General features: G+C 45.2%; 19 protein-coding genes. 15 read left to right on the forward strand and 4 right to left on the reverse strand.

The window, feature by feature from the left end:
* The first annotated feature begins 12 nt into the window (after window positions 1-12).
* From ACFQ3J_RS03405 to ACFQ3J_RS03420, 4 genes are read left to right on the forward strand one after another with little or no spacing between them, the layout of a single operon-like run.
* On the forward strand, window positions 13-1152 hold the full coding sequence (locus ACFQ3J_RS03405) for an NAD(P)/FAD-dependent oxidoreductase (RefSeq protein ID WP_170862426.1): 1140 nt from the start codon (window positions 13-15) through the stop codon (window positions 1150-1152).
* Window positions 1149-1352, forward strand: a complete 204-nt coding sequence (thiS, locus tag ACFQ3J_RS03410; RefSeq protein ID WP_251581164.1) for a sulfur carrier protein ThiS — start codon at window positions 1149-1151, stop codon at window positions 1350-1352. Before ACFQ3J_RS03405 ends, thiS begins: the two co-directional genes overlap by 4 nt.
* A gap of 2 nt (window positions 1353-1354) precedes the next feature.
* Window positions 1355-2122 carry a thiazole synthase gene (locus ACFQ3J_RS03415; RefSeq protein WP_251581667.1) on the forward strand — a complete coding sequence of 256 codons (768 nt, stop codon included), beginning with the start codon at window positions 1355-1357 and terminating at the stop codon, window positions 2120-2122.
* Window positions 2119-3192 carry a thiazole biosynthesis adenylyltransferase ThiF gene (locus ACFQ3J_RS03420; RefSeq protein ID WP_251581166.1) on the forward strand — a complete coding sequence of 358 codons (1074 nt, stop codon included), beginning with the start codon at window positions 2119-2121 and terminating at the stop codon, window positions 3190-3192. Before ACFQ3J_RS03415 ends, ACFQ3J_RS03420 begins: the two co-directional genes overlap by 4 nt.
* Before the next feature lie 59 nt (window positions 3193-3251).
* On the opposite strand, the gene ACFQ3J_RS03425 is transcribed toward ACFQ3J_RS03420, so the two are convergent.
* Entirely contained in the window at window positions 3252-3893 is a 642-nt protein-coding gene (locus tag ACFQ3J_RS03425; RefSeq protein WP_091157649.1) for a thiamine diphosphokinase, read from the reverse strand.
* Window positions 3894-4033: 140 nt separating this feature from the next.
* Between ACFQ3J_RS03425 and ACFQ3J_RS03430 the strand changes: the two genes are divergently transcribed.
* Window positions 4034-4690, forward strand: a complete 657-nt coding sequence (locus ACFQ3J_RS03430) for a trimeric intracellular cation channel family protein (protein ID WP_251581168.1) — start codon at window positions 4034-4036, stop codon at window positions 4688-4690.
* Between the two features lie 95 nt (window positions 4691-4785).
* Window positions 4786-5253 carry a low molecular weight protein-tyrosine-phosphatase gene (locus tag ACFQ3J_RS03435; RefSeq protein WP_091157644.1) on the forward strand — a complete coding sequence of 156 codons (468 nt, stop codon included), beginning with the start codon at window positions 4786-4788 and terminating at the stop codon, window positions 5251-5253.
* A gap of 140 nt (window positions 5254-5393) precedes the next feature.
* Here ACFQ3J_RS03435 and ACFQ3J_RS03440 read toward each other — a convergent pair whose 3' ends face one another.
* Window positions 5394-6128 carry an alpha/beta hydrolase gene (locus ACFQ3J_RS03440; RefSeq protein WP_091157641.1) on the reverse strand — a complete coding sequence of 245 codons (735 nt, stop codon included), beginning with the start codon at window positions 6126-6128 and terminating at the stop codon, window positions 5394-5396.
* Between the two features lie 259 nt (window positions 6129-6387).
* Here ACFQ3J_RS03440 and pdhA point away from each other — a divergent pair, with 259 nt between their 5' ends.
* The 8 genes from pdhA (at window position 6388) to ACFQ3J_RS03480 (ending at window position 17483) form a co-directional block, all read left to right on the forward strand.
* A complete protein-coding gene (gene pdhA / locus ACFQ3J_RS03445; protein ID WP_091157638.1) occupies window positions 6388-7455 on the forward strand; it encodes a pyruvate dehydrogenase (acetyl-transferring) E1 component subunit alpha in 1068 nt (355 codons plus the stop codon).
* 81 nt (window positions 7456-7536) lie between these two features.
* Window positions 7537-8517, forward strand: a complete 981-nt coding sequence (locus tag ACFQ3J_RS03450) for an alpha-ketoacid dehydrogenase subunit beta (RefSeq protein ID WP_076312761.1) — start codon at window positions 7537-7539, stop codon at window positions 8515-8517.
* A gap of 114 nt (window positions 8518-8631) precedes the next feature.
* Window positions 8632-9936 carry a dihydrolipoamide acetyltransferase family protein gene (locus ACFQ3J_RS03455; RefSeq protein ID WP_251581171.1) on the forward strand — a complete coding sequence of 435 codons (1305 nt, stop codon included), beginning with the start codon at window positions 8632-8634 and terminating at the stop codon, window positions 9934-9936.
* Window positions 9937-9939: 3 nt separating this feature from the next.
* Window positions 9940-11355 (forward strand): dihydrolipoyl dehydrogenase, encoded by a 1416-nt coding sequence (lpdA, locus tag ACFQ3J_RS03460; protein WP_251581172.1) that lies wholly within the window; start codon window positions 9940-9942, stop codon window positions 11353-11355.
* Between the two features lie 299 nt (window positions 11356-11654).
* On the forward strand, window positions 11655-12479 hold the full coding sequence (locus ACFQ3J_RS03465; protein WP_170862425.1) for a thymidylate synthase: 825 nt from the start codon (window positions 11655-11657) through the stop codon (window positions 12477-12479).
* A gap of 19 nt (window positions 12480-12498) precedes the next feature.
* Entirely contained in the window at window positions 12499-12984 is a 486-nt protein-coding gene (locus ACFQ3J_RS03470) for a dihydrofolate reductase (protein ID WP_091157625.1), read from the forward strand.
* A 377-nt stretch (window positions 12985-13361) separates the two neighbouring features.
* Window positions 13362-14849 carry a glutamate synthase subunit beta gene (locus tag ACFQ3J_RS03475; RefSeq protein WP_251581173.1) on the forward strand — a complete coding sequence of 496 codons (1488 nt, stop codon included), beginning with the start codon at window positions 13362-13364 and terminating at the stop codon, window positions 14847-14849.
* A gap of 321 nt (window positions 14850-15170) precedes the next feature.
* Window positions 15171-17483 (forward strand): type IA DNA topoisomerase, encoded by a 2313-nt coding sequence (locus ACFQ3J_RS03480; protein WP_251581174.1) that lies wholly within the window; start codon window positions 15171-15173, stop codon window positions 17481-17483.
* Between the two features lie 129 nt (window positions 17484-17612).
* On the opposite strand, the gene ACFQ3J_RS03485 is transcribed toward ACFQ3J_RS03480, so the two are convergent.
* Complete coding sequence (locus ACFQ3J_RS03485; RefSeq protein ID WP_251581175.1) at window positions 17613-18365, reverse strand: HAD family hydrolase; 753 nt, start codon at window positions 18363-18365, stop codon at window positions 17613-17615.
* A 29-nt stretch (window positions 18366-18394) separates the two neighbouring features.
* Window positions 18395-19312 (reverse strand): winged helix-turn-helix domain-containing protein, encoded by a 918-nt coding sequence (locus tag ACFQ3J_RS03490; RefSeq protein ID WP_251581176.1) that lies wholly within the window; start codon window positions 19310-19312, stop codon window positions 18395-18397.
* A 171-nt stretch (window positions 19313-19483) separates the two neighbouring features.
* Between ACFQ3J_RS03490 and ACFQ3J_RS03495 the strand changes: the two genes are divergently transcribed.
* Window positions 19484-20701, forward strand: a complete 1218-nt coding sequence (locus ACFQ3J_RS03495) for an MFS transporter (RefSeq protein WP_091157612.1) — start codon at window positions 19484-19486, stop codon at window positions 20699-20701.
* Window positions 20702-20792 lie beyond the last annotated feature (91 nt).

A 20792-nucleotide genomic window follows, 5' to 3' on the forward strand; every position in this document is an offset into this window, starting at 1 on the left:
AGGAGGACGGATATGCAACATTACGAACAGAACGTCGATACCAGTCGCAGGTCAGAATTTATCGTGGTGGGCGGGGGCATTATCGGTTCAGCCATCGCTTATTATTTGGCGCGGGATGGTAAGGATGTTCTGCTGTTGGAGGGAGAACGTATTGCATCTGGAGCTTCAGGAGCTGCCGCAGGCATGCTGGCCCCGCATTTAGAATCCTTCTCGACTCCTGCCCTGAAAAACTTGGCTGAACGCAGTCTTGAGCTAATCCGATCACTTGTAGATGATTTATCCATTTCAACTCCTATCGATGTCGCTCTATGCAGTGCAGGATTTGTCTCACCGTTTAAGGATCTTCCTAAGAAATCAATGAACATAGGTCAACAAGAATATTGGAATCGATCCAGGCTTAGAAGTGAAATTCCAGCGATCTGTGACCAAGCCGAATGCGCTTATTATTATCCCGATCAGCTTCAGCTGTTACCGGGCCAATTAAACAGAGCTCTCATTGATGCTGCTAGAGCCAAAGGAGCGCGTTATCTGGAACAACAGCCAGTGGTTTCACTAGATATCCAGTGTGGCACCGTTCGTGGGGTTGAGACATTAACAGACAGTTACTCCTGTAATAACGTCATTATCGCATCAGGACTCGGACAGGGTATGGGGGATGTGCTGTCCAATTTGGGAATAAATCTTCCTACAGTGCCTGTCAAAGGTGAAATCATTGCCGTTTCCTTACCTGAGATCAGATTGGATTATACCATTTATACGCATGATGTTTATCTTGTGCCAAAGCCAGGGGGAGAAATATGGATTGGGGCGACGAGCATTCCTTTTAATCATGACAAGAGGGTATCCATAAAAGGAATGCTTCGGCTGCTTCACGAGGGAAGCATGTGGATTCCGCAGCTTGAACACGCTGCTTATACTCGTTCCTGGGCAGGACTCAGACCGCAAACGATAGATGGTTTGCCTTATATCGGACAGTACAAAGGAGTTACAGGACTATACATTGCAGCCGGGCATTATCGTAATGGAATTCTTCTAAGCGCAGTAACAGGAGAAATTATTAGCAGACTTGTAGCAGGTGAGAGTGAAGAAGAGCTCGGAATTACCGAGTTCTCACCTATGCGAATCTTGGAGAAGGGCAGGTTGGTTCATTGAAGCTAGTCATTAACGGACAACATAAACCAATTGATGATTCAGTTATTTCAGTTAGCGATTTAATATCGTTCCTTGAATTAGGTGTCAAAACGGTCGTGGTTGAGTGGAATGATCAAATATTATCGAAAGACCTACATTCCACTACAAAGCTTGCAGATGGTGATAAGATCGAGATCGTTCATTTTGTGGGAGGCGGTTAATGATGTTGAACATTGGAAGTTATAATTTTCGTTCACGGCTGTTATTAGGTACTGGAAAATTCGATGATCTGTATGTTCAGCGCAAAGCGGTAGAGATCTCTGAAACGGAAGTGCTTACTTTTGCGGTACGCAGACTGAATCTGGACAAGAAGGATGAGCCGCATTTTCTGGATCATCTCGACTTATCCAAGTATACGCTGCTGCCCAATACTGCTGGAGCAAGAACGGCGGAGGAAGCTGTAAAAATAGCCAGACTCGCAAAAGCTTCTGGACTATGTGATATGATTAAGGTAGAAGTGATCGGGGATCAGATTACACTTCTGCCAGACCCACTGGAGACCTATAATGCCTGCGAAATACTGCTTGCAGAAGGATTTATTGTACTGCCATACATCTCAGATGATGTGATGCTTGCAAAAAGATTACAGCTATTAGGTGTTCATGCGATCATGCCGGGTGCATCCCCAATAGGCTCAGGTCAAGGTTTAAATAATCCAAGAGCACTGGAGCTGATCATTGAACAGGCGGTTGTTCCTGTTATAATTGATGCAGGTATTCGGTCTCCTCGTGATGCTTCCTATGCAATGGAGCTTGGGGCGGATGCTGTGCTGCTGAATTCCGCAGTTTCTGGAGCAGGAGACCCTGTGAAAATGGCGGAAGCGATGAAATATGCCATATGGGCGGGAAGGAAAGCCTACGAGTCTGGAATGATCCCGGTCAAACGCTACGCATCGGCAAGCAGTCCGATGGAAGGGATGATTCATAAGTGAATAGATCGCAAAGTACAGAAGATATAAGCGCAGCTGCAAAAGCAACACCTGATCGATACTCGAGACAGGAGCTATTCGTGCCATTCGGCAAAGAAGGACAGCAGAAGCTGAGTAACAGCAATGTGGTCGTTATAGGAGCCGGGGCGCTTGGAACTGGAATTGCAGAAACGCTGGTTCGTTCAGGTGTAGGTCGTTTAACTATAGCTGATCGAGACTATGTTGAATGGAGCAATCTCCAGCGACAGCAGCTGTACAGTGAAGCAGATGCAATATCCCGTCTTCCTAAGGCAGTCGCTGCCAAGAACAGACTTCGTCATATTAATTCTGAAGTAAATATTGATGCTCATGTTATGGATGTAGGCGCAGAGGAATTAGAAGAAATCATCATTGGCTCAGATTTGATAATGGATGCCACGGATAATTTTGATACTCGGCTGATCATCAATGATATTGCTCAGAAGAACAACAAGCCCTGGATTTACGGAGGTTGTGTCGGCAGCTACGGTATTACATATACCATTTTACCTGGAGAAACCCCTTGCTTGAATTGCTTGCTGGGTGAGGTCCCGCTTGGTGGTGATACCTGCGATACGGCAGGAATTCTTCCACAAGCAGTCCAGATGGTTACAGCGAATCAGACAGCAGAGGCGTTTAAGCTCCTTACCGGAAACTATGATGCGCTAAGGAGAAAGCTTCTCAGTTTTGACATGTGGCGTAATGAATATACCACGATAGGTGTTGATTTGGCGAAGAATCCGAACTGCCTATCCTGCGGGCATCAGCGAACTTATCCTTTTCTTAGTGCAGCAAACACGGATCGATCAGATGTGTTGTGTGGGCGGGACACCGTACAGATTAGGCCTGCACGTAGAAGAGAGCTTGATCTTCAAGAAACGGCTGATCGTTTACGCAGCCTAGATCAAGGCAAAGTTGAGGTGAATCCTTTTCTTGTCTCTTTTCAGCTAAAAGAAACGGTTCGACTGGTCATATTCAAGGATGGAAGAGCGCTGGTTCACGGAACGAAGGATATATCGGAAGCAAGAACGATTTACCATCGATATTTTGGCTGATAAAAAGGAGTTGCACAACAAAAATCCATTCGTTATCGAATGGATTTTTGTTGTTGAACTCAATCCTTGCTCTGTACTACAAGCAGAATACCTTCTTTAATTGTTATTGTCCCTGTTGTGTCCACAATTTGATTACTGATACCGAGCGAGTCTCCGATTGACAGAACAGCATTGGATAGAGGGTACATAAAACCATCAAGATCAATACCGCGAACCTCAGTCGTTAAAGGGAGTATAGATACGTAGTCATATTCACTCTTATGTAAAGTAATACGAGAATCCGTTGCAGTAATCAGGTTGTTTCTGTTTAGAATGCTGCAGCGTACACCCTGCTTGAGAGTTTTGGATAAGATCTGTATATTCGCCAGCGTGTGGTCGAGTCTTGAACCTGTTGCACCAAAAATAACAATTTCTGCTGGATCAAAGGAATAGGCATATTTGAGGGCGAGCTCTGTATCAGACAGATCCTTATCGATGGGATCACACCTGACGACTTGATGACTATTTTCTTCAATGCATCTATATTGCTCTTCTGATACAGAATCAAAATCTCCAACAGCTAAATTAAGTGTGAGATGCTGATTTACTAAATACCAAGCACCGTAATCCGCACCGATTAAGATGTCATCTGCATTCAGCTTCTCAATATATTCCTCATGAAGATCCCCGCCTGTAAAGATGGCAACTCTAGTGTTGGGCATTTGGCCACTTCCTTGCTACTTGTTGTTCATTTCTATTGAGTATAATCCACAAATAATAGTTGCACAAATGGACGGCACTTGACTACAATGGTACAAGTGTAAATATGACCTAATGAGTGAGGTATAGATGGCAAGTGGAAATGAATGTGTTTGAGATTTTTAGTATTATCGGAACGATCGCCTTTGCAATGTCTGGTGCCTTCGTTGCAATGGAGGAAGATTATGATATATTAGGTGTCATCGTTCTCGGTATGGTGACGGCATTTGGCGGCGGAGTCATACGAAATATATTGATTGGCGTACCCGTGACTACATTATGGAGTCAAGGAACGTTTATTATGCTGGCTTTGTTTTCCATTGCGATTGCTTTTATTCTCCCAAATCCATGGATCGGCCATTGGAAGAAGACAGAAATGTTCTTTGATGCTATTGGATTGTCGGCTTTTGCCATTCAGGGCGGACTCTATGCTGCCGATATGAATCATCCCATCAGTGCAGTAATTGTAGCTGCAGTGTTGACCGGGATTGGTGGAGGAATTATTAGAGATCTGCTGGCTGGACGCAAGCCGCTGGTTCTCAGAGATGAAATATATGCGGTGTGGGCTATTTTGGCAGGGCTGATGATCGGACTTCATATTGCGGACAGCACCGTGAGCTTGCTGATTTTGTTTGGTGCGGTTGTCTTTTTCCGTATGCTGTCCGTTCACTATCGATGGAGGCTGCCGAAGCGTACGCTACAAACTGTAGAAAAAGAAACTTCGGTAGCACCAAACAAACAGCACACTTTGAATAAATAATTGATTTGCTGGCTATATCCTCTTGCACAATTGGGGAGTTGTAGTTATGAAGTGAAGAAGATTAGATAGAATGCTGGAAGGGAAGCGTGGAAGAGATGATTCGCGTACTATTCGTATGCCTGGGCAACATTTGCAGATCACCGATGGCGGAGGCCATTTTTCGCCACAAAGTGAAAGAGCGGCAATTGGAGGAGCGCATTCTGGTTGATTCAGCTGGGACAGGGGATTGGCATATTGGAAAGCCTCCTCATGAAGGAACACAGAAGATTTTGAACCTTCACTCGGTAAGCTTTGAAGGTATGACAGCAAGACAAGTAACAGATAGTGACTTTGGTTCCTTTGATTATATCGTGTGCATGGATGATTCGAATGAGCGCAATGTCCGAAAATTACCCGGTGCAGAACAAGCGAACATATTAAAATTTATGGATCTACTCCCCGATGAAATACACAGAGAGGTGCCTGATCCCTATTACACAGGGAATTTTGATGAGGTGCACAGACTGATTGATCTGGGAAGTGACGCGCTGCTGGATCAAATTACGATAGAGAAGCTGAAATAAAAAAACAGACCGGCTCAAGCTCAAGCAGAGCCGGTTTTTTTGTGTCAAAAATTGGTGTATGATAGAAGCTGGATGTAAACGCTAACACCAATATTGGGCTAAGCGGGGAGGAGAGAGTGCTCCTTCCCGAAGTGACTGTATTATTGTTTATCCAGGAAGTATTCGAGCGCGCCTGGAAGCTCATTTTGCCAAAATCCCCACTGATGGCGTCCGTCTTTTTCAGCATACTTCACTTTGGCACCACGCGCTTCTAACAAGTCACGAGTGTTCTGATTCATTTCTACGAAGTTGAAGATGCCATAATCGGTCTCGAAGCTGTCCTCCTGAAGTCCCACGATCATCCACACATTTAGCCAGGACAGATCCGAGGACTTAGCATACAGCTCCTGTGATTGGGGATAGAAGGCACCGGACAAGCTGATAACTTTGCTGAACAATTCGGGATACATAAGCGCAATGTGGAGTGAAACACTGCCTCCAAGGGAGTCACCTGCAAGAATTCTTTCCTCTTTTGTGCGGCGGACTGGATATTTTTCTTCGATATAGGGAATGATTTCTTTCGCAAAGGCAGAAGTGTATGCCTCAAATTGTTGTCCAAAAGGCGCATACTCCTGAGTACGAATTTTCACGTCGACTTCAACGCCAACAATGATAAAAGGCTCTACGCCTTCATCTAAAATTAAGCGATTGGCAGTTGTGGCTATGCGGCCGAAGTTGAAAAATTCCTCCCCGTCCTGACAGTAGACGACAGGATAGCTTAATACTTCATTGTAGCCCGGCGGGAGGTAAACCCGGAGATTTCTTTTTGCGTTCAAAAACCGGCTTTCAATTTCATCCTTAAGGATGGTTCGTTTCAAGTAGCGAGAATCCGTCATAAATCGTCACCTTTCTTCGTCTTTGTTTTGCATTCGTTTTGACAATAAGATAAGATTAACCCTAGTTGCTCGGCTAGTACAAGCAGCAGGTATTTTCCACAACTGTTATACTAATATAAAACAACTGTTATACATACAAACATAAGAAAAGCTTAAAAAAATCAACGTTTATCTTTGACGTATGTGACAAAACAGGTGTATAATAATTCTATAACAGCGGAACTTGATATTCAAATTTTTTGTTGAGGTGAAGAAAAAAATGAGCAAGGTTCCTTATGAAGTTTATACAGAGGATGTAGAGGCTCTCTCCGTATTGTCTCCTGACGGTGAAATCGTTAACAAAGACAAGATGCCTGAGCTGTCCGATGAGCAATTGAAAGAAATTATGTACCGTATGGTATTTACACGTACTTGGGACGACCGCGCAGTTAACCTGGGCCGCCAAGGACGTCTTGGATTCTACGCTCCAGTATCCGGTCAAGAAGCTTCCATGATCGGCAGTGAGTTTGCGCTTGAGAAGGAAGACTACGTAGTACCTGGTTACCGCGATATTCCACAGCTGGTATGGCATGGACTTCCGTTGTATCAAGCATTCCTGTACTCCCGTGGACATCAACATGGTGGTCAAATTCCTGACGGTGTAAACGTGATGATGCCGCAAATCATCATCGGTGCTCAAATTTTGCACGCGATGGGTATTGCTATGGGCTTCAAACTGAAAAGCCAAAAGAACGTTGCGATCACTTACACAGGTGATGGCGGTTCTTCCGAAGGTGACTTCTACGAAGGTCTGAACTTTGCAGGACGTTTCAAACTGCCGGTTATTTTCTTCGTGCAAAACAATGGCTATGCCATTACAACACCTTTCTCCAAACAAACTGCATCTCTGTCTATTGCACATAAAGCAGTAGCAGCTGGTATCAAAGGCATCAAAGTTGACGGAATGGACGTATTCGCAGTAATCACCGCTGTTAGAGAAGCTGCTGAACGTGCTCGCAACGGAGAAGGCGCTACTTTGATTGAAGCAGTGACTTACCGCTACCGTCCGCATTCCCTGTCTGACGATGCTTCCAAATATCGTACAAAAGACGAGGAAGGCGAGTGGAACGAAAAAGATCCAATCAACCGTCTTGCTAAATATCTGGAACAAAAAGGTCTTTGGACTGAAGAAGATACAGCTCGCGTGAAAGATGAAGCAAAAGCGAAAGTGAACGAAGAAATCAAACGCGCTGAGAAAACAGAAAAAATGACAATCCCTGGCTTGATTGACAGCATGTTCGAGCATACTCCAAAACATCTGGAAGAGCAAAAAGCTGATTTTCAATAAAACTTTGGTGTAAGTAATTGTTCCGCTGATCGGAACTCATATAGGCACGAACTGTTAAATGTTTAAGGAGGATATGAAGCAATGGCACAAATGAACATGAAAGAAGCAATCCGCGACGCCATGCGCGTCGAGCTTAAACGCGATCCGAATGTCCTGATTTTCGGTGAAGACGTGGGTAATGTCGGCGGTGTATTCCGTGCGACGGAAGGTTTGCAAAAAGAATTCGGCGAAGAGCGCGTATTTGATACTCCACTTGCGGAGTCCGCTATCGGCGGTCTGGCAGTAGGGCTTGGTGTAACTGGCTTCCGTCCAGTTGCAGAAATCCAATTCGTAGGTTTTATTTTTGAAGCACTGGACCAAATGGCGGTTCAAGCTGCACGTATGCGTTACCGCTCCGGCGGCCGCTACAACTCCCCGATCGTGTTCCGTACACCTTTCGGCGGCGGCGTAAAAGCAGCTGAGCTTCATACAGATTCCCTTGAAGGTTTGCTTACGCAAACACCGGGTATTAAAGTAGTAGTTCCTTCTAACCCTTACGATGCAAAAGGTCTTCTGATTGCGTCTATCCGTGATAACGATCCGGTATTCTTCATGGAGCACTTGAACCTGTATCATGCATTCCGTGCAGAAGTTCCAGAAGAAGATTACACAGTTGAGCTTGGTAAAGCGAACGTGGTACGTGAAGGTTCTGACGTAACGATTATCGCTTATGGCATGATGGTTCATACTTCTGTTAAAGCAGCAGAAGAACTGGAAAAAACAAAAGGAATCAAGGCAGAGGTTATCGATCTTCGTACGATCAGCCCGATCGACATCGATACAATCCTTGAGTCCGTTAAGAAAACAAACCGCGCTATCGTGGTTCAAGAAGCTCAAAAGAGCTCCGGCGTAGCAGCTGAAGTCATTGCCCAAATCAATGAAAAAGCAATTCTGCACCTGGAAGCACCTGTGCTACGCGTTGCTGCTCCTGACACGGTATATGCATTCGCACAAATTGAGGACTCTTGGCTCCCAACTCCTAATCGTGTAATTGATGCGGTTAACAAAGTACTTGAATTCTAATAAATAGAATGAACGATGGACGAATCGTTCGTCCTAAACAGCATAAGGAGCTGAAACTTCAGCTCCTTATGCACAGTTCTTCTATGTAGTCATCCAAAGTAGGAGGTAATACAAGTGGCAAAATTTAATTACAAATTCCCTGAGCTCGGTGAAGGTCTTCACGAAGGCGAAATCATCAAAATGCACATCAAACCAGGTGATAAAGTTACAGACGACGATATCATCATGGAAGTACAAAATGACAAGGCTGTCGTTGAAGTTCCTTGTCCAGTCAACGGTACAGTACAAGAAGTATTCGCTAAAGACGGCGACATCTTCACTGTCGGTGCTGTTGTCGCTGTAATTGATGCAGAAGGCGATATTCCTGATCAAGAAGAGGAAGAACAAGCATCTCAAGAAGCGGATGCAGCTAAAGGCGGAGCAGACACGACTTCTTCTCCAGCAGCAAGCAGCCCAAGCGAAGCAAAAGAAGGCGGAGAAAAAGAAGTTTCTTCTGCACCTGCAAAAGAAGTTCTTGCGACTCCTAGCGTTCGCAAATTTGCTCGTGAGCAAGGCGTTAACATTGCTGAAGTTACTGGAACTGGCAACAACGGTAAAGTAACTAAAGAAGATGTTGAAGCATTCAAGAACGGCGGCGGTCAAGCAGCTCCAGCAGCATCTGCAGCTGAAGAAACAAAAGAAGCAGCCAGCGCACCGGCGGCAGCAGCTAATGCTCGTGCTGAAGAAGAGCGTGTACCATTTAAAGGTATCCGCAAAGCAATTTCCAATGCGATGGTTAAATCTGCTTACACAGCACCACACGTTACAATTATGGACGAAGTCGATGTAACTGAGCTGGTTGCGTTCCGTACTCGCATGAAACCAATTGCAGAGAAAAAAGGCACGAAAGTGACTTACTTGCCATTCATCGTCAAAGCGCTTATTGCAGCTACTCGCGAGTTCCCTGTAATGAACGCAATGATCGACGAGCAAGCTAACGAAATTGTTTACAAAAAATACTACAACATCGGTATCGCTACAGATACAGATAATGGTCTGATCGTGCCTGTTATCCATGATGCAGATCGTAAGAGCATCTGGATGATCGCAGACAGCATCCGTGATCTTGCAGCACGCGGCCGAGATGGCAAACTGTCTCCTAACGAAATGAAGGGCAGCACAATTTCCATCTCGAATATCGGTTCTGCAGGCGGTATGTTCTTCACTCCGATCATCAACTTCCCTGAAGTTGCAATTCTCGGAACTGGACGCATCAGTGAAAAAGCGGTTGTTAAAGACGGTCAAGTTGTAGCAGCTCCTGTTATGGCTCTGTCCCTAAGCTTCGACCACCGTATCATTGATGGTGCAACAGCTCAAAACTTTATGAACTACATTAAATCCCTGCTCGCTAATCCCGAGCTGCTGGTAATGGAGGTATAAAACATGGTAGTAGGAGACGCTTCTCTCGATATTGATACTCTAGTCATTGGTGCTGGCCCTGGTGGTTATGTTGCTGCAATTCGTGCGGCACAGCTTGGACAAAAAGTTCTTATCGTTGACAAATCCGAGCTTGGCGGTGTGTGTCTGAACCGCGGTTGTATTCCTTCTAAAGCTTTGATCTCTGCGGCACATGCATATGAGAACGCAAAACACGCAGATCAATTCGGCGTAACTGCTGAAAACGTCAAAGTAGACTTTGCAAAAACTCAAGAATTCAAAAACGGCGTTGTTAAAAAGATGACTGGCGGCGTAAGCTCCCTTCTTAAAGGCAACAAAGTTGAAGTATTCAACGGCGAGTGCATGTTCATTAACGAAAACGAAGCGCGTGTATTCAATGATCATGAATCTCCGCGTTACCGTTTCAAAAATGCAATCATCGCTACAGGTTCCCGTCCAATCGAACTTAAGCCATTCCCGTTTGGCGGACGCATTCTGTCTTCCACTGAAGCATTGAACCTGCAAGAAGTACCTGGCAGCATGATCGTTATCGGCGGCGGCTACATTGGTGCTGAGCTTGGTCAAATGTACTCCAAATTCGGAACGAAAGTAACCATCATCGAAGGTATGGATACAGTACTTCCTGGATTTGATAAAGATATGACTACGCTTGTTGCGAAGAACATGAAGAAAACAGGCATCGAAATCGTAACAAATGCAAAAGCGGAAAGCGCTGAGCAAACAGATAAAGATGTTACTGTTAAATACAGCGTAAACGGCGAGAGCAAAGAAGTTACGGCTGACTACCTGCTTGTAACTGTAGGACGTCGTCCTAATACGGATGGTGAGCTTGGTCTTGATCTGATTGGTGTTGAGACAGACGAGCGCGGCTTCGTTAAAGTTGACAACCAAGGTCGTACGAACCATAAGCACATCTTCGCAATCGGCGACATCGTTGCAGGTCTTGCACTTGCACACAAAGCTTCTTACGAAGGTAAAGTAGCAGCAGAAGTTATCGCAGGAATGCCGTCTGTTGTTGATTATAAAGTAATGCCAGCAGTTGTGTTCACTGATCCTGAGTGCTCCAGCGTTGGTTACACTGAAAAAGAAGCAAAAGAGAAAGGATACAAAGTTAAATCCGGTAAATTCTCTTATGCAGGTAACGGTCGTGCCGTTTCCCTTGGACATCCTGAAGGCTTCGTTAAGCTTGTTGCTGATGAAGAAACAGGTCTGGTACTGGGTGGACAAATCGTGGGTCTGGAAGCTTCTAACCTGATTGCGGAAATCGGTCTTGCTATTGAGATGGGTGCTACACTTGAGGATATTTCCTTGACGATCCACGCGCATCCAACACTCGGTGAAATCGTAATGGAAGCATCTGAAGTGGTTCTGGGTCATCCAATCCACGCAATGGTACGTTAATTACTTACATTGAGTTGATTCATTAAACAGCATGCATTGATTTGGAGGCAAGAGAGCGATAACTCGTTCTCTTTGCCTCTTTTTTTCTGCTGACTGACATATGCTCAGCATGGTAAACTATTATAATAGGGAATCAATTTCATATTACATTTAGCTGCTTAAATCAAGAGTATATATAGATCGAAATGAATTAATTTGTCTATATAGTTTCGAATACACCTTTTTAATGAGTTATGAAATTGATTCAAGTTTTACCATGATGTTAATTACTTTACTTATGGAATTTCTCTTTTAATGGAATGGTTACTCAGAAAGGGGCAAGGTTTGCTGTGAAAGACTATCAAGCGCTGCTTAGAGATATTTTAGATCATGGAGTCAAAAAAGAAGATCGCACTGGAACAGGTACGATCTCTGTATTCGGACGTCAACTGCGATTTGACCTGTCCAAAGGATTTCCACTTGTAACGACAAAGCGTATCCATCTTAAATCCGTTATTCATGAACTGCTATGGTTTATTAGTGGTGAAACGAATATTCGCTATCTCAAAGAAAACGGAGTCCGTATCTGGGACGAATGGGCTGACGAGAATGGAGATTTAGGACCTGTTTATGGTTCACAGTGGAGAGCTTGGGAGACACCTGATGGAAAGTTTATAGATCAGATTGCGAACGTCATTCATTCAATCAAGAATAATCCGGATTCCAGAAGACATATCGTCAGTGCCTGGAACGTAGCCGAGATTGAACAAATGAAGCTGCCACCGTGCCATTTTGTGTTCCAATTTTATGTAGCTGGTGGAAAGCTGTCTTGTATGCTCACAATGCGCTCGGTGGATACCTTCCTGGGGCTGCCGTTTAATATTGCAAGCTATGCACTACTGACACATATGGTAGCACAGCAATGCGGCCTGGAAGTCGGCGACTTTGTATGGTCAGGAGGAGATGTTCATATCTATTCTAATCATCTGGAGCAAGTGAACACTCAGCTGGCACGTGAGCCGTACCCATTGCCGACACTCGTTATTAAACGCAAGCCAGATTCTATATTCGATTATAAATATGAAGATTTTGAGTTTGAGAATTATGAGCATCATCCCGCTATAAAGGCACAGGTATCTGTCTGATTATATAAGGAGGTATACCATGGGAATTACAATGATTTGGGCCATGAGCGCTAACGGTGTAATTGGCAAAGACAATGGCATGCCTTGGCGGCTTCCGAAGGATATGGATTTTTTCAAAGCGCAAACTACCGGGCACACCATCATTATGGGCCGCAAAACATGGGAATCCCTCAAGGGGAGAGCACTGCCTAAACGCAGAAATATCGTTCTTACTCGTCAAGAGCTCGAGCTTCCAGGTGCAGAGGTGATTCATTCGGTTATTGAGGGTGTTGAGATTGCAAAGAATGAGGAATTGTTCGTCATTGGCGGTGCCAAGGTGTATGAGGAATTTCTTCCTTACGCGGATCGGCTCATCGTCACACGAATCCATGACACGATGGAAGGGGACACCTATATGCCTGATATCAAGTGGGATGAGTGGGTTTTGACGGAAGAGATCCAGGGTGAGAAAGATGAGAAAAATCCATATGAGTTCACGTTCCAGTTTTTCAGAAAAATAGTGTAAACAGCTTGAGCAGCACGATTGAACAAACACTTTTTATGAAAACTCCGATAAATAAAATCGATCATAAGTTGACGCGATTTGTGATGAATAATACAAATTATTATGCGCATAGTCCATTTAATATCAGGATTTGCAGGTGCTACTATAGTTGAAATATAGATTTAGGCGAGCTTTTGAATGTTGTACTATTTAAAGGATATAAGCCGATTGTACAATAAGATTTAAAATTCGTTATTCGGATAAGTACAAATTGTGCTTTTTTGTGATACAATAGTCAAAAACTCTACACGAAGTGTCAACTATATCGCTATTGTTCGGATTTTATAGGATAGCCCGTATCGTTGAGACAGATGAGAATGGATGGGGGAAAATGTAACATGTCTACACCTACAGGATTTATGGAGTATAAAAGACAGCTGCCGGCTGACAGACCTCCCGAAGAGCGGATTAAGGACTGGGAGGAATTCCACAAGCACATGTCAGAAGAAGAACTCCGTACTCAAGGTGCACGATGCATGGATTGCGGAACACCTTACTGTCACACCGGGATTGATATGATCGGCGGCACTTCCGGCTGTCCGGTGCATAACCTGATCCCAGAATGGAACAATCTTGTTTACCGTGGTCTCTGGAAGGAAGCGCTTGACCGTTTGCATAAAACGAACAATTTCCCTGAGTTTACAGGTCGTGTGTGCCCTGCCCCTTGTGAAGGTTCATGTACGGTGGGCTTGATTGGTCAGCCTGTCACGATCAAGACGATAGAAGAAGCCATCATTGAAAAAGGGTTTGAAGAAGGCTGGGTCGTTCCTAACCCACCTGAAAAACGGACGGGCAAGCGTGTAGCAGTCGTTGGATCAGGTCCTGCCGGACTTGCAGCAGCAGCACAGCTGAACAAAGCTGGACACCTCGTGACGGTTTATGAGCGTGCGGATCGTGTCGGCGGACTGTTGACCTATGGTATTCCAAGCATGAAGCTGGATAAAGGTGTTGTAGAACGCCGTGTGAATCTGCTCCAAGCGGAAGGGATTACGTTCATTACGAATACAGAGATTGGCAAGGACATCTCTTCACAGGAGCTTACTGAACAATACGATGCGGTTGTATTGTGCGGAGGGGCGACGAAGCCGCGTGAGTTCAATATTGAAGGCAGCGAGCTTAACGGAGTTCATTATGCGATGGACTTCCTGAATGGAACGATCAAGAGCTACCTTGATTCCAATCTTGCAGATGGCAACTATATTTCTGCAGAAGGCAAGAAGGTAATCGTCATTGGTGGCGGTGACACTGGATCTGACTGCGTTGCCACTTCACTGCGTCATGGCGCCAAAAGTGTGACTCAGTTCGGTACTCATGAGAAGGCACCGCTAGAACGTGATCCGATTACAAATCCGTGGCCGCAATTCCCTAACGTGTACACGCTGGATTATGCACAAGAAGAAGCAAAAGCCGTGTTTGGCAATGATCCGCGTGAATTCTCCATCATGACAACTAAATTTGTAGGTGACGAGCAGGGGAACCTGAAGGAGCTGCATACCGTACAAATTCAGCGTATTGTCGATGAAACTGGCCGCAAAATCTATCAGCCGATCGAAGGCACGGAGCGTGTCTTTGAAGCGGATCTGGCTTTTATCGCCATCGGATTTGATGGACCAGAGCAAACGATTCCTCAGCAGCTCGGTCTTGAAACGACTCGTCGTTCCAACGTGAAAGCCCGTTATGGCAAATATACGACGAACGTAGACAAAGTATTTGCAGCAGGTGACATGAGACGTGGACAAAGTCTTGTTGTGTGGGCAATTAACGAGGGACGCGAAGCCGCTCGTGAAGTAGACAAATACCTGATGGGCTCCACCGTTCTCGTATAACTTATAATTTTGTAATAGCGATACCGTTAATATCTATATCCTAATATCAGCCCCTATGAACTGGAATTGGTTCATAGGGGCTTTTGTATCCCCACCCTTAACTTGAAGGAGCGAAGCGTGCGTTTTTGTTTATTGATATTCGCCCGGAAGGACCATCCATGGATGAAGCGGTCATGCGAGCATCAACAAGAATGCTTGAAACTTACGAAACATCAAGTTTTCTGCTATAATGAGGTTACTTAGAAGCAAGGAGCTTCCGTCAAATCATGAGGGAAGCTCCTTTTTGGCTCGTACAGGGCTAAAATAGGGAGGAACGGACGGATGAAGACGCTCATTATCGCGGAAAAGCCCGACATGGGACGAACGATAGCAGCCGTGGTGGAACCGCGTGCCAAAAACAACCGAACGTATCTGGAGGGAGAAAGGTACATCATTACTTGGGCGATTGGCCATCTGCTTGGACTGGCTCAGCCGGAGGCATACGATTCCAAGTATAAGAGATGGAGTATTGATGATCTGCCCATCATACCGGATCGATTCAAGATTGTACCGAATCCGAAGACCAAAGATCAGCTCAAAACCATTGGAGAGCTTGCGCGAAAAGCGAATCTGATCATTAATGCATGTGATGCAGGGCGTGAGGGTCAGTACATATTTGATCTCATTCAGCAGCAGCTTAAGCTGAACCAGCCTGTTAAGCGGCTATGGATTTCGGATTTGACAGCAGAGAGCATTAAGCGTGGCTTCGACCAGCTGCATGATGCGTCGGATTTCTATCATTTGACTGAAGCGGCAAGAGCACGGAGCGAGGCAGATTGGCTGATCGGGATGAATGCCTCCAGAGCTTTTACTACCAGACATAATGCTCTTTTGTCTGTCGGCAGAGTACAGACTCCTGTCCTTGCCCTTATCTATGACCGGGAGAAGGAGATTGAAGCCTTTGACTCGCAAACCTACTATGAAGTAGCAGCCACCTTCAAGCAGGATAAAACGGAATATCGCGGCGTATGGCAAGGGGATCGACTGACGTCTAGTGAAATTGCCCAGAATATAGCCGACAAGGTAAAAGGCAAGCCGGGTCGCGTCGACAAATACGATGTGAAGAATACGAAGGAATATCCGTTTAAGCTGTATGACCTGACGCTATTGCAACGAGAGGCCAACGCTAAATTCGGATTCCCTGCCAAAAAAACATTGGATATTGCTCAGGCGTTATATGAGAAGCACAAGGTTATTTCCTACCCGCGGACAAATTCAAATTATGTGACCGAGCAAAATATTGATGGCATGCAGAAGACACTTCAGCTCCTGAAGAATGGTCCATACGCCGAGCTGGCGGGAGGAGCTAATCCCTCACTCGTACACAAAGGCAATCGAAGTGTCTGTAATCCGCAGCGGGTCGAGGATCATCATGCCATTTTGCCAACACTCAAAAAAGCAGGCACCTTAAGTAAGGATGAGAATCAGATCTATGATCTGATCGTGCGCCGCTTTCTCTCACATTTCTATCCACCGGCAGAGTACAAGCAGCACACCGTTTTTACGGAAGTGGAAAAAGAGACATTCAAAACGAATGTGAAGGAGCTGCTGTCATTAGGCTGGAAGGTTGTTCTGCCACCAGAAGATTCAGCTGCCAAGAAACGTCGAAGCAAGAAAGACGGGGAAGATGAGGAGCAGGAGGAACATACGTCTGAACCTTTTCATCTGAACAAGGAGCAGCCGGTGTCATGCAAGAAGAGCGAAATGAAAGAGAAGCAAACTCAGCCGCCAAAGAGCTATACGGAAGGAACTCTGCTGAAAGCGATGGAGAGCGCAGGGAAGCAGATTGAGAATGATGAGCTCAGAGATGCGATGAAGGACGCTGGCCTCGGAACACCAGCGACAAGAGCGGCGACCATTGAACGGCTTAAGCAGGTTGGTTACATCCAGCTGACGGGCAAGAAGATGACGATCACGCTAAAAGGCCGCACCGCTATAGAATTAATACGAAGTGCAGGAGTCGATCTGCTCGCCTCTCCCGAAATGACAGGCCAATGGGAGCGCAGGCTGAATCAAATATCCAAGGGAGAAGCTGCTCAGGACAAGTTCATGGACAATGTCAAACGCTTTACAATCTCAATCATTGAAAAGGTCCGCGTACAGCAGCCTGCGGCGAAGAATGCCTTTGGTGACGAGGACATGACAAAAAAAGGCAGAGGAAGCCGTAGTACAAAGGGCAGTAAGCGAGGAACAAGAGGGTCGGCCTCATCGGGTACTAACACATCTAAAAGAAGTACCGTCTCTAGCGCATCATCTGCATCTACTTCCCTTGCGGCATCTAGCCGTACATCGAGCGCTGCCAAGACTTCCAGTGTACGAACAGCACTCGGCAGCTGCCCGCGCCCAGGCTGCGGCGGGACGATCATCGAAGGCAGGAAAGGATATGGCTGCAGTCATTTTAAACAAGGCTGCGGGTTTGTCATATGGAAGGATTTTGCGGGCAAACAAATCTCCGAGAAGATGCTTGAGTCATTACTGTCCAAAGGCAAGACACAACTCTTGTCATTCAAGACCCATACAGGGGCTGTGAACAAAGCTAGAATTGTGCTGACCGACCGTGCATCGGGGAAATTAACATTAGAGCGAGAGCATTAACCCGAACAGTAATCCCCGGAACATTACAGATTAACAATTAGCAGCTAATAATAAGAAAAAGAACTGTCTCACTCCCATGAATCGTTAATATCTAAGGGAGAAGGACAGTTCTTTTTATAAACCGGGGCATTAATTTTGAAGACCTGATAAGTATCCTTGGATTACATCGGGAACGTCGACGAGTTGCTTAATTGTGTATAAGGAATAGTCCTCCGGCTTGTTCAGCTGAATTACATTATATTGCCATTCCACATCCTGTTCGATGTAGATCGCGTGAATTCCTGCAGAAATCGCAGGCTCAATATCCGTCCGCAGTGAATTGCCAATCATCCAGGTGACGGAGCGGTCAAAATTCCCTTTTTGTATGATGGCTTCGAGTGCCTCAATATTTTTGTGCTTCGTAATGTAAATTCGATCATCAAAGTACTCGCCAAGCTTCATTTGGTCGATTTTGCGCTGCTGGATTATATGTTCACCACCTGTATACAGATGCAGCGTATGACCCTGGTCACGAAGCAGCTCCAATGTTTCAACCATTCCTGGGTATGCTTCAACCTCCTGCTCGTATACGCTCATGCCGAGGTCTTGAAGCTGAGCCTGCTCATCCTGGTCGATGGCACGATGATATTTTTTGGAGAAAAATACGTATGTATCAATCAGGGATTGCGGAAAATGCTGGGAGGCAAACCCGAAAATGTTAACCCCGGACACATCGATTTCTATTTGCTTCGATCTCACTTCATCAATCGTAATGTTGTAATCGCAAAACCATTCCTGCATGAGTTCGTAAAACGCACCGAGCGTTAAATTGAAATATTTGTTACAGTGTATGAGTGTATCGTCAAGATCGAATATAATCTGCTGCGGCACGTTTGATTTCATTATCTTCACTCCTTGCTGTTCTAAAGTTGTCATATTTGAATGTAAGCTTCCAGATACATATTAAGTTCTGATAGTCCGTCGGTTCTCAGGCTATATTTCTCATTCTGATCCTTGCCTAGGTGTGTCTGCAGCAAGCCTGATACACGTAGAGCCATTAGATGGGGGCGAAGAAATTCCGCGGACTGACCGAGCTCAGTTGACATCTGGTTAATCGATTTAGGTTGGTTTGATATATAACGAAGCAAGCGTAGTCTCTCGGGATCGGAAATGGCTTCCGTAAGTCTCAGCAAGCTGACAGGCGGTTCATCATCACGCTCAACAGGCACATCAACCGGATACTGAATCAATAGCATACCTTCGTAGAAGCAATACATATTAATGGGTCTGTTATGAACGGTTGGAAACAATATGATTTTGTTTAATCCCGGAATGTCCTCCACAATGAGGCCTGCTGTTGCATAGTCAACCAGTCGGTCAGGACTCATCTTGGTCAATAGCAATTCTTTCTCTGAACTGTCTTCCTCTATTAGCTTACGGTATTCGGGAAGAAGCGATTGATAATAATGCTTATCCCATAACTGAAGCAGAGGAATGTAATGATCCCGTATGCGGGAAGCTTCTTCGATCGTCAGGTCTGGAAGCACGGAATGGACCATATGAAAGAGCTCCTCGATCGGTCTTTCGGACATTTCTGCAAGGAATGGCTGCACCTCGCTTGTCTGCTCTCGCAGCGCCGTCCATGCAAATAGCACGTCATAATCGCTGAAAGGCCATGAAGCGGCAGCTCTAATGGATTCCCGAACATCCAAGCTTAGTGTGCTGTCTATGTCCTCAATCCATTCAGGACCGAGATCAAGACTGCGAACCCATCTTCTCGTCACATAGACCATAAAGCTGTTCAGCAGTTCATAAATGGGAGAAACGTCAACTTTCACCTGATAACTCATCTGTATAAACAGACCTCCTATCACAGGTATCAGCTTAACTTTTACGAAAAGTAAGCGTTCATTTCATTATCGCTTGTATTTGGGCGTATTGTCCACTATAATGTTGAATACTTTGTAACCCGTTTCCTCACCCGGAGGACTATAATAGAGGACAGTGACAGGTCGTCAGCGATGACGATTTTTCTTTTTGTTCGAGTGAAAGGTAGGTTCGCATTGCAGAAGGGAATACACCAAGAAGGATCATCAAGGCATTTTTTGATCTTAATCGCAATTATTATTGTGGCAGGCTTAAGTCAAGGTTTATTATTGCCCGTTCTTTCCATATTTATTGAGAAGATGGGAGTTTCATCAAGTGTCAACGGCATGAATGCCGCAGTCATGTATGTCGGTTCTTTTGCCATGACTTTGGTTGCAGAACGAATTCTTGGTGCAGTCGGATTTAAAAAGCTGATTGTCGCAGGAATTATTGTCGTCATGATTCCATTAATGTTATTTCCAATCATCCCGGATTTGCGGTTATGGTTTCTGCTTCGGCTCCTGGTCGGAATTGGAGACAGTGCATTACACTATGCAACACAGCTATGGGTTTTACTGGTGACCCCCGCTGGTTCAAGAGGACGAAATATATCCATCTACGGAATGTCATATGGGATTGGATTCAGTCTTGGGCCGTTAGGCATTAAATTGCTGGATTACAATCAAATGCTGCCGTTTGCAATATTGTTCCTCATTATGCTTGTTGTACTGTTCTTTGCTCTTCGACTGCCTGATACACGTCCTGAGAAAATGAGTACGAAGGACCAGGTTAAGGGACGGTACAGAAAAGGCTTCATTCTTGCCTGGTATGCACTCTTGCCGGCCTTCCTGTATGGCTATATGGAGTCGGGAATGAACAGCAACTTCCCAATATATGGGCTTAGAATCGGATTCTCCGAGAATGACATCTCGACACTCCTGCCCTTTGTGGGTATTGGCGGACTGCTGCTGCAGCTCCCGCTAGGTGCACTTAGTGACAAATATGGGCGTAAAAAGATACTGATGATCGCAGGAATATTAGGTGGTTTGTTCTTTCTGATGATTCCGGCAGTCGGCACTCACTTTTGGTACACTTTGATTCTACTTACTTTTGCCGGCGGACTCGTTGGTTCGTTCTTTTCGCTGGGGCTCGCGTATGCGGCTGATATTCTCCCTAAGCAGCTCCTTCCATCTGCGAATGTCGTTGCTTCTTTTCAATTTAATATAGGGAGCATTTTGGGACCGAATCTTGGAGGAATCATGCTGGGGCTGGGTGCTCCGGGAGCCATGTTCTGGCTCCTTGGCGGCTGCTACCTCGTATTTGGAATAGCGGGCTTCTTTTTTCGATCGAAAGAGCAGTCACATCGACTCTGATCTCAGGAATGTTTGTTCTCATATGGTAAATCGACTCTTTTTCCAATAAACTAAGAATATACAATCTACGGATAAGAGGAGTTTAAGCGTA

The sequence above is a fragment of the Paenibacillus provencensis genome, from assembly GCF_042678545.1.
GTDB classification, from domain to species: domain Bacteria; phylum Bacillota; class Bacilli; order Paenibacillales; family Paenibacillaceae; genus Paenibacillus; species Paenibacillus provencensis.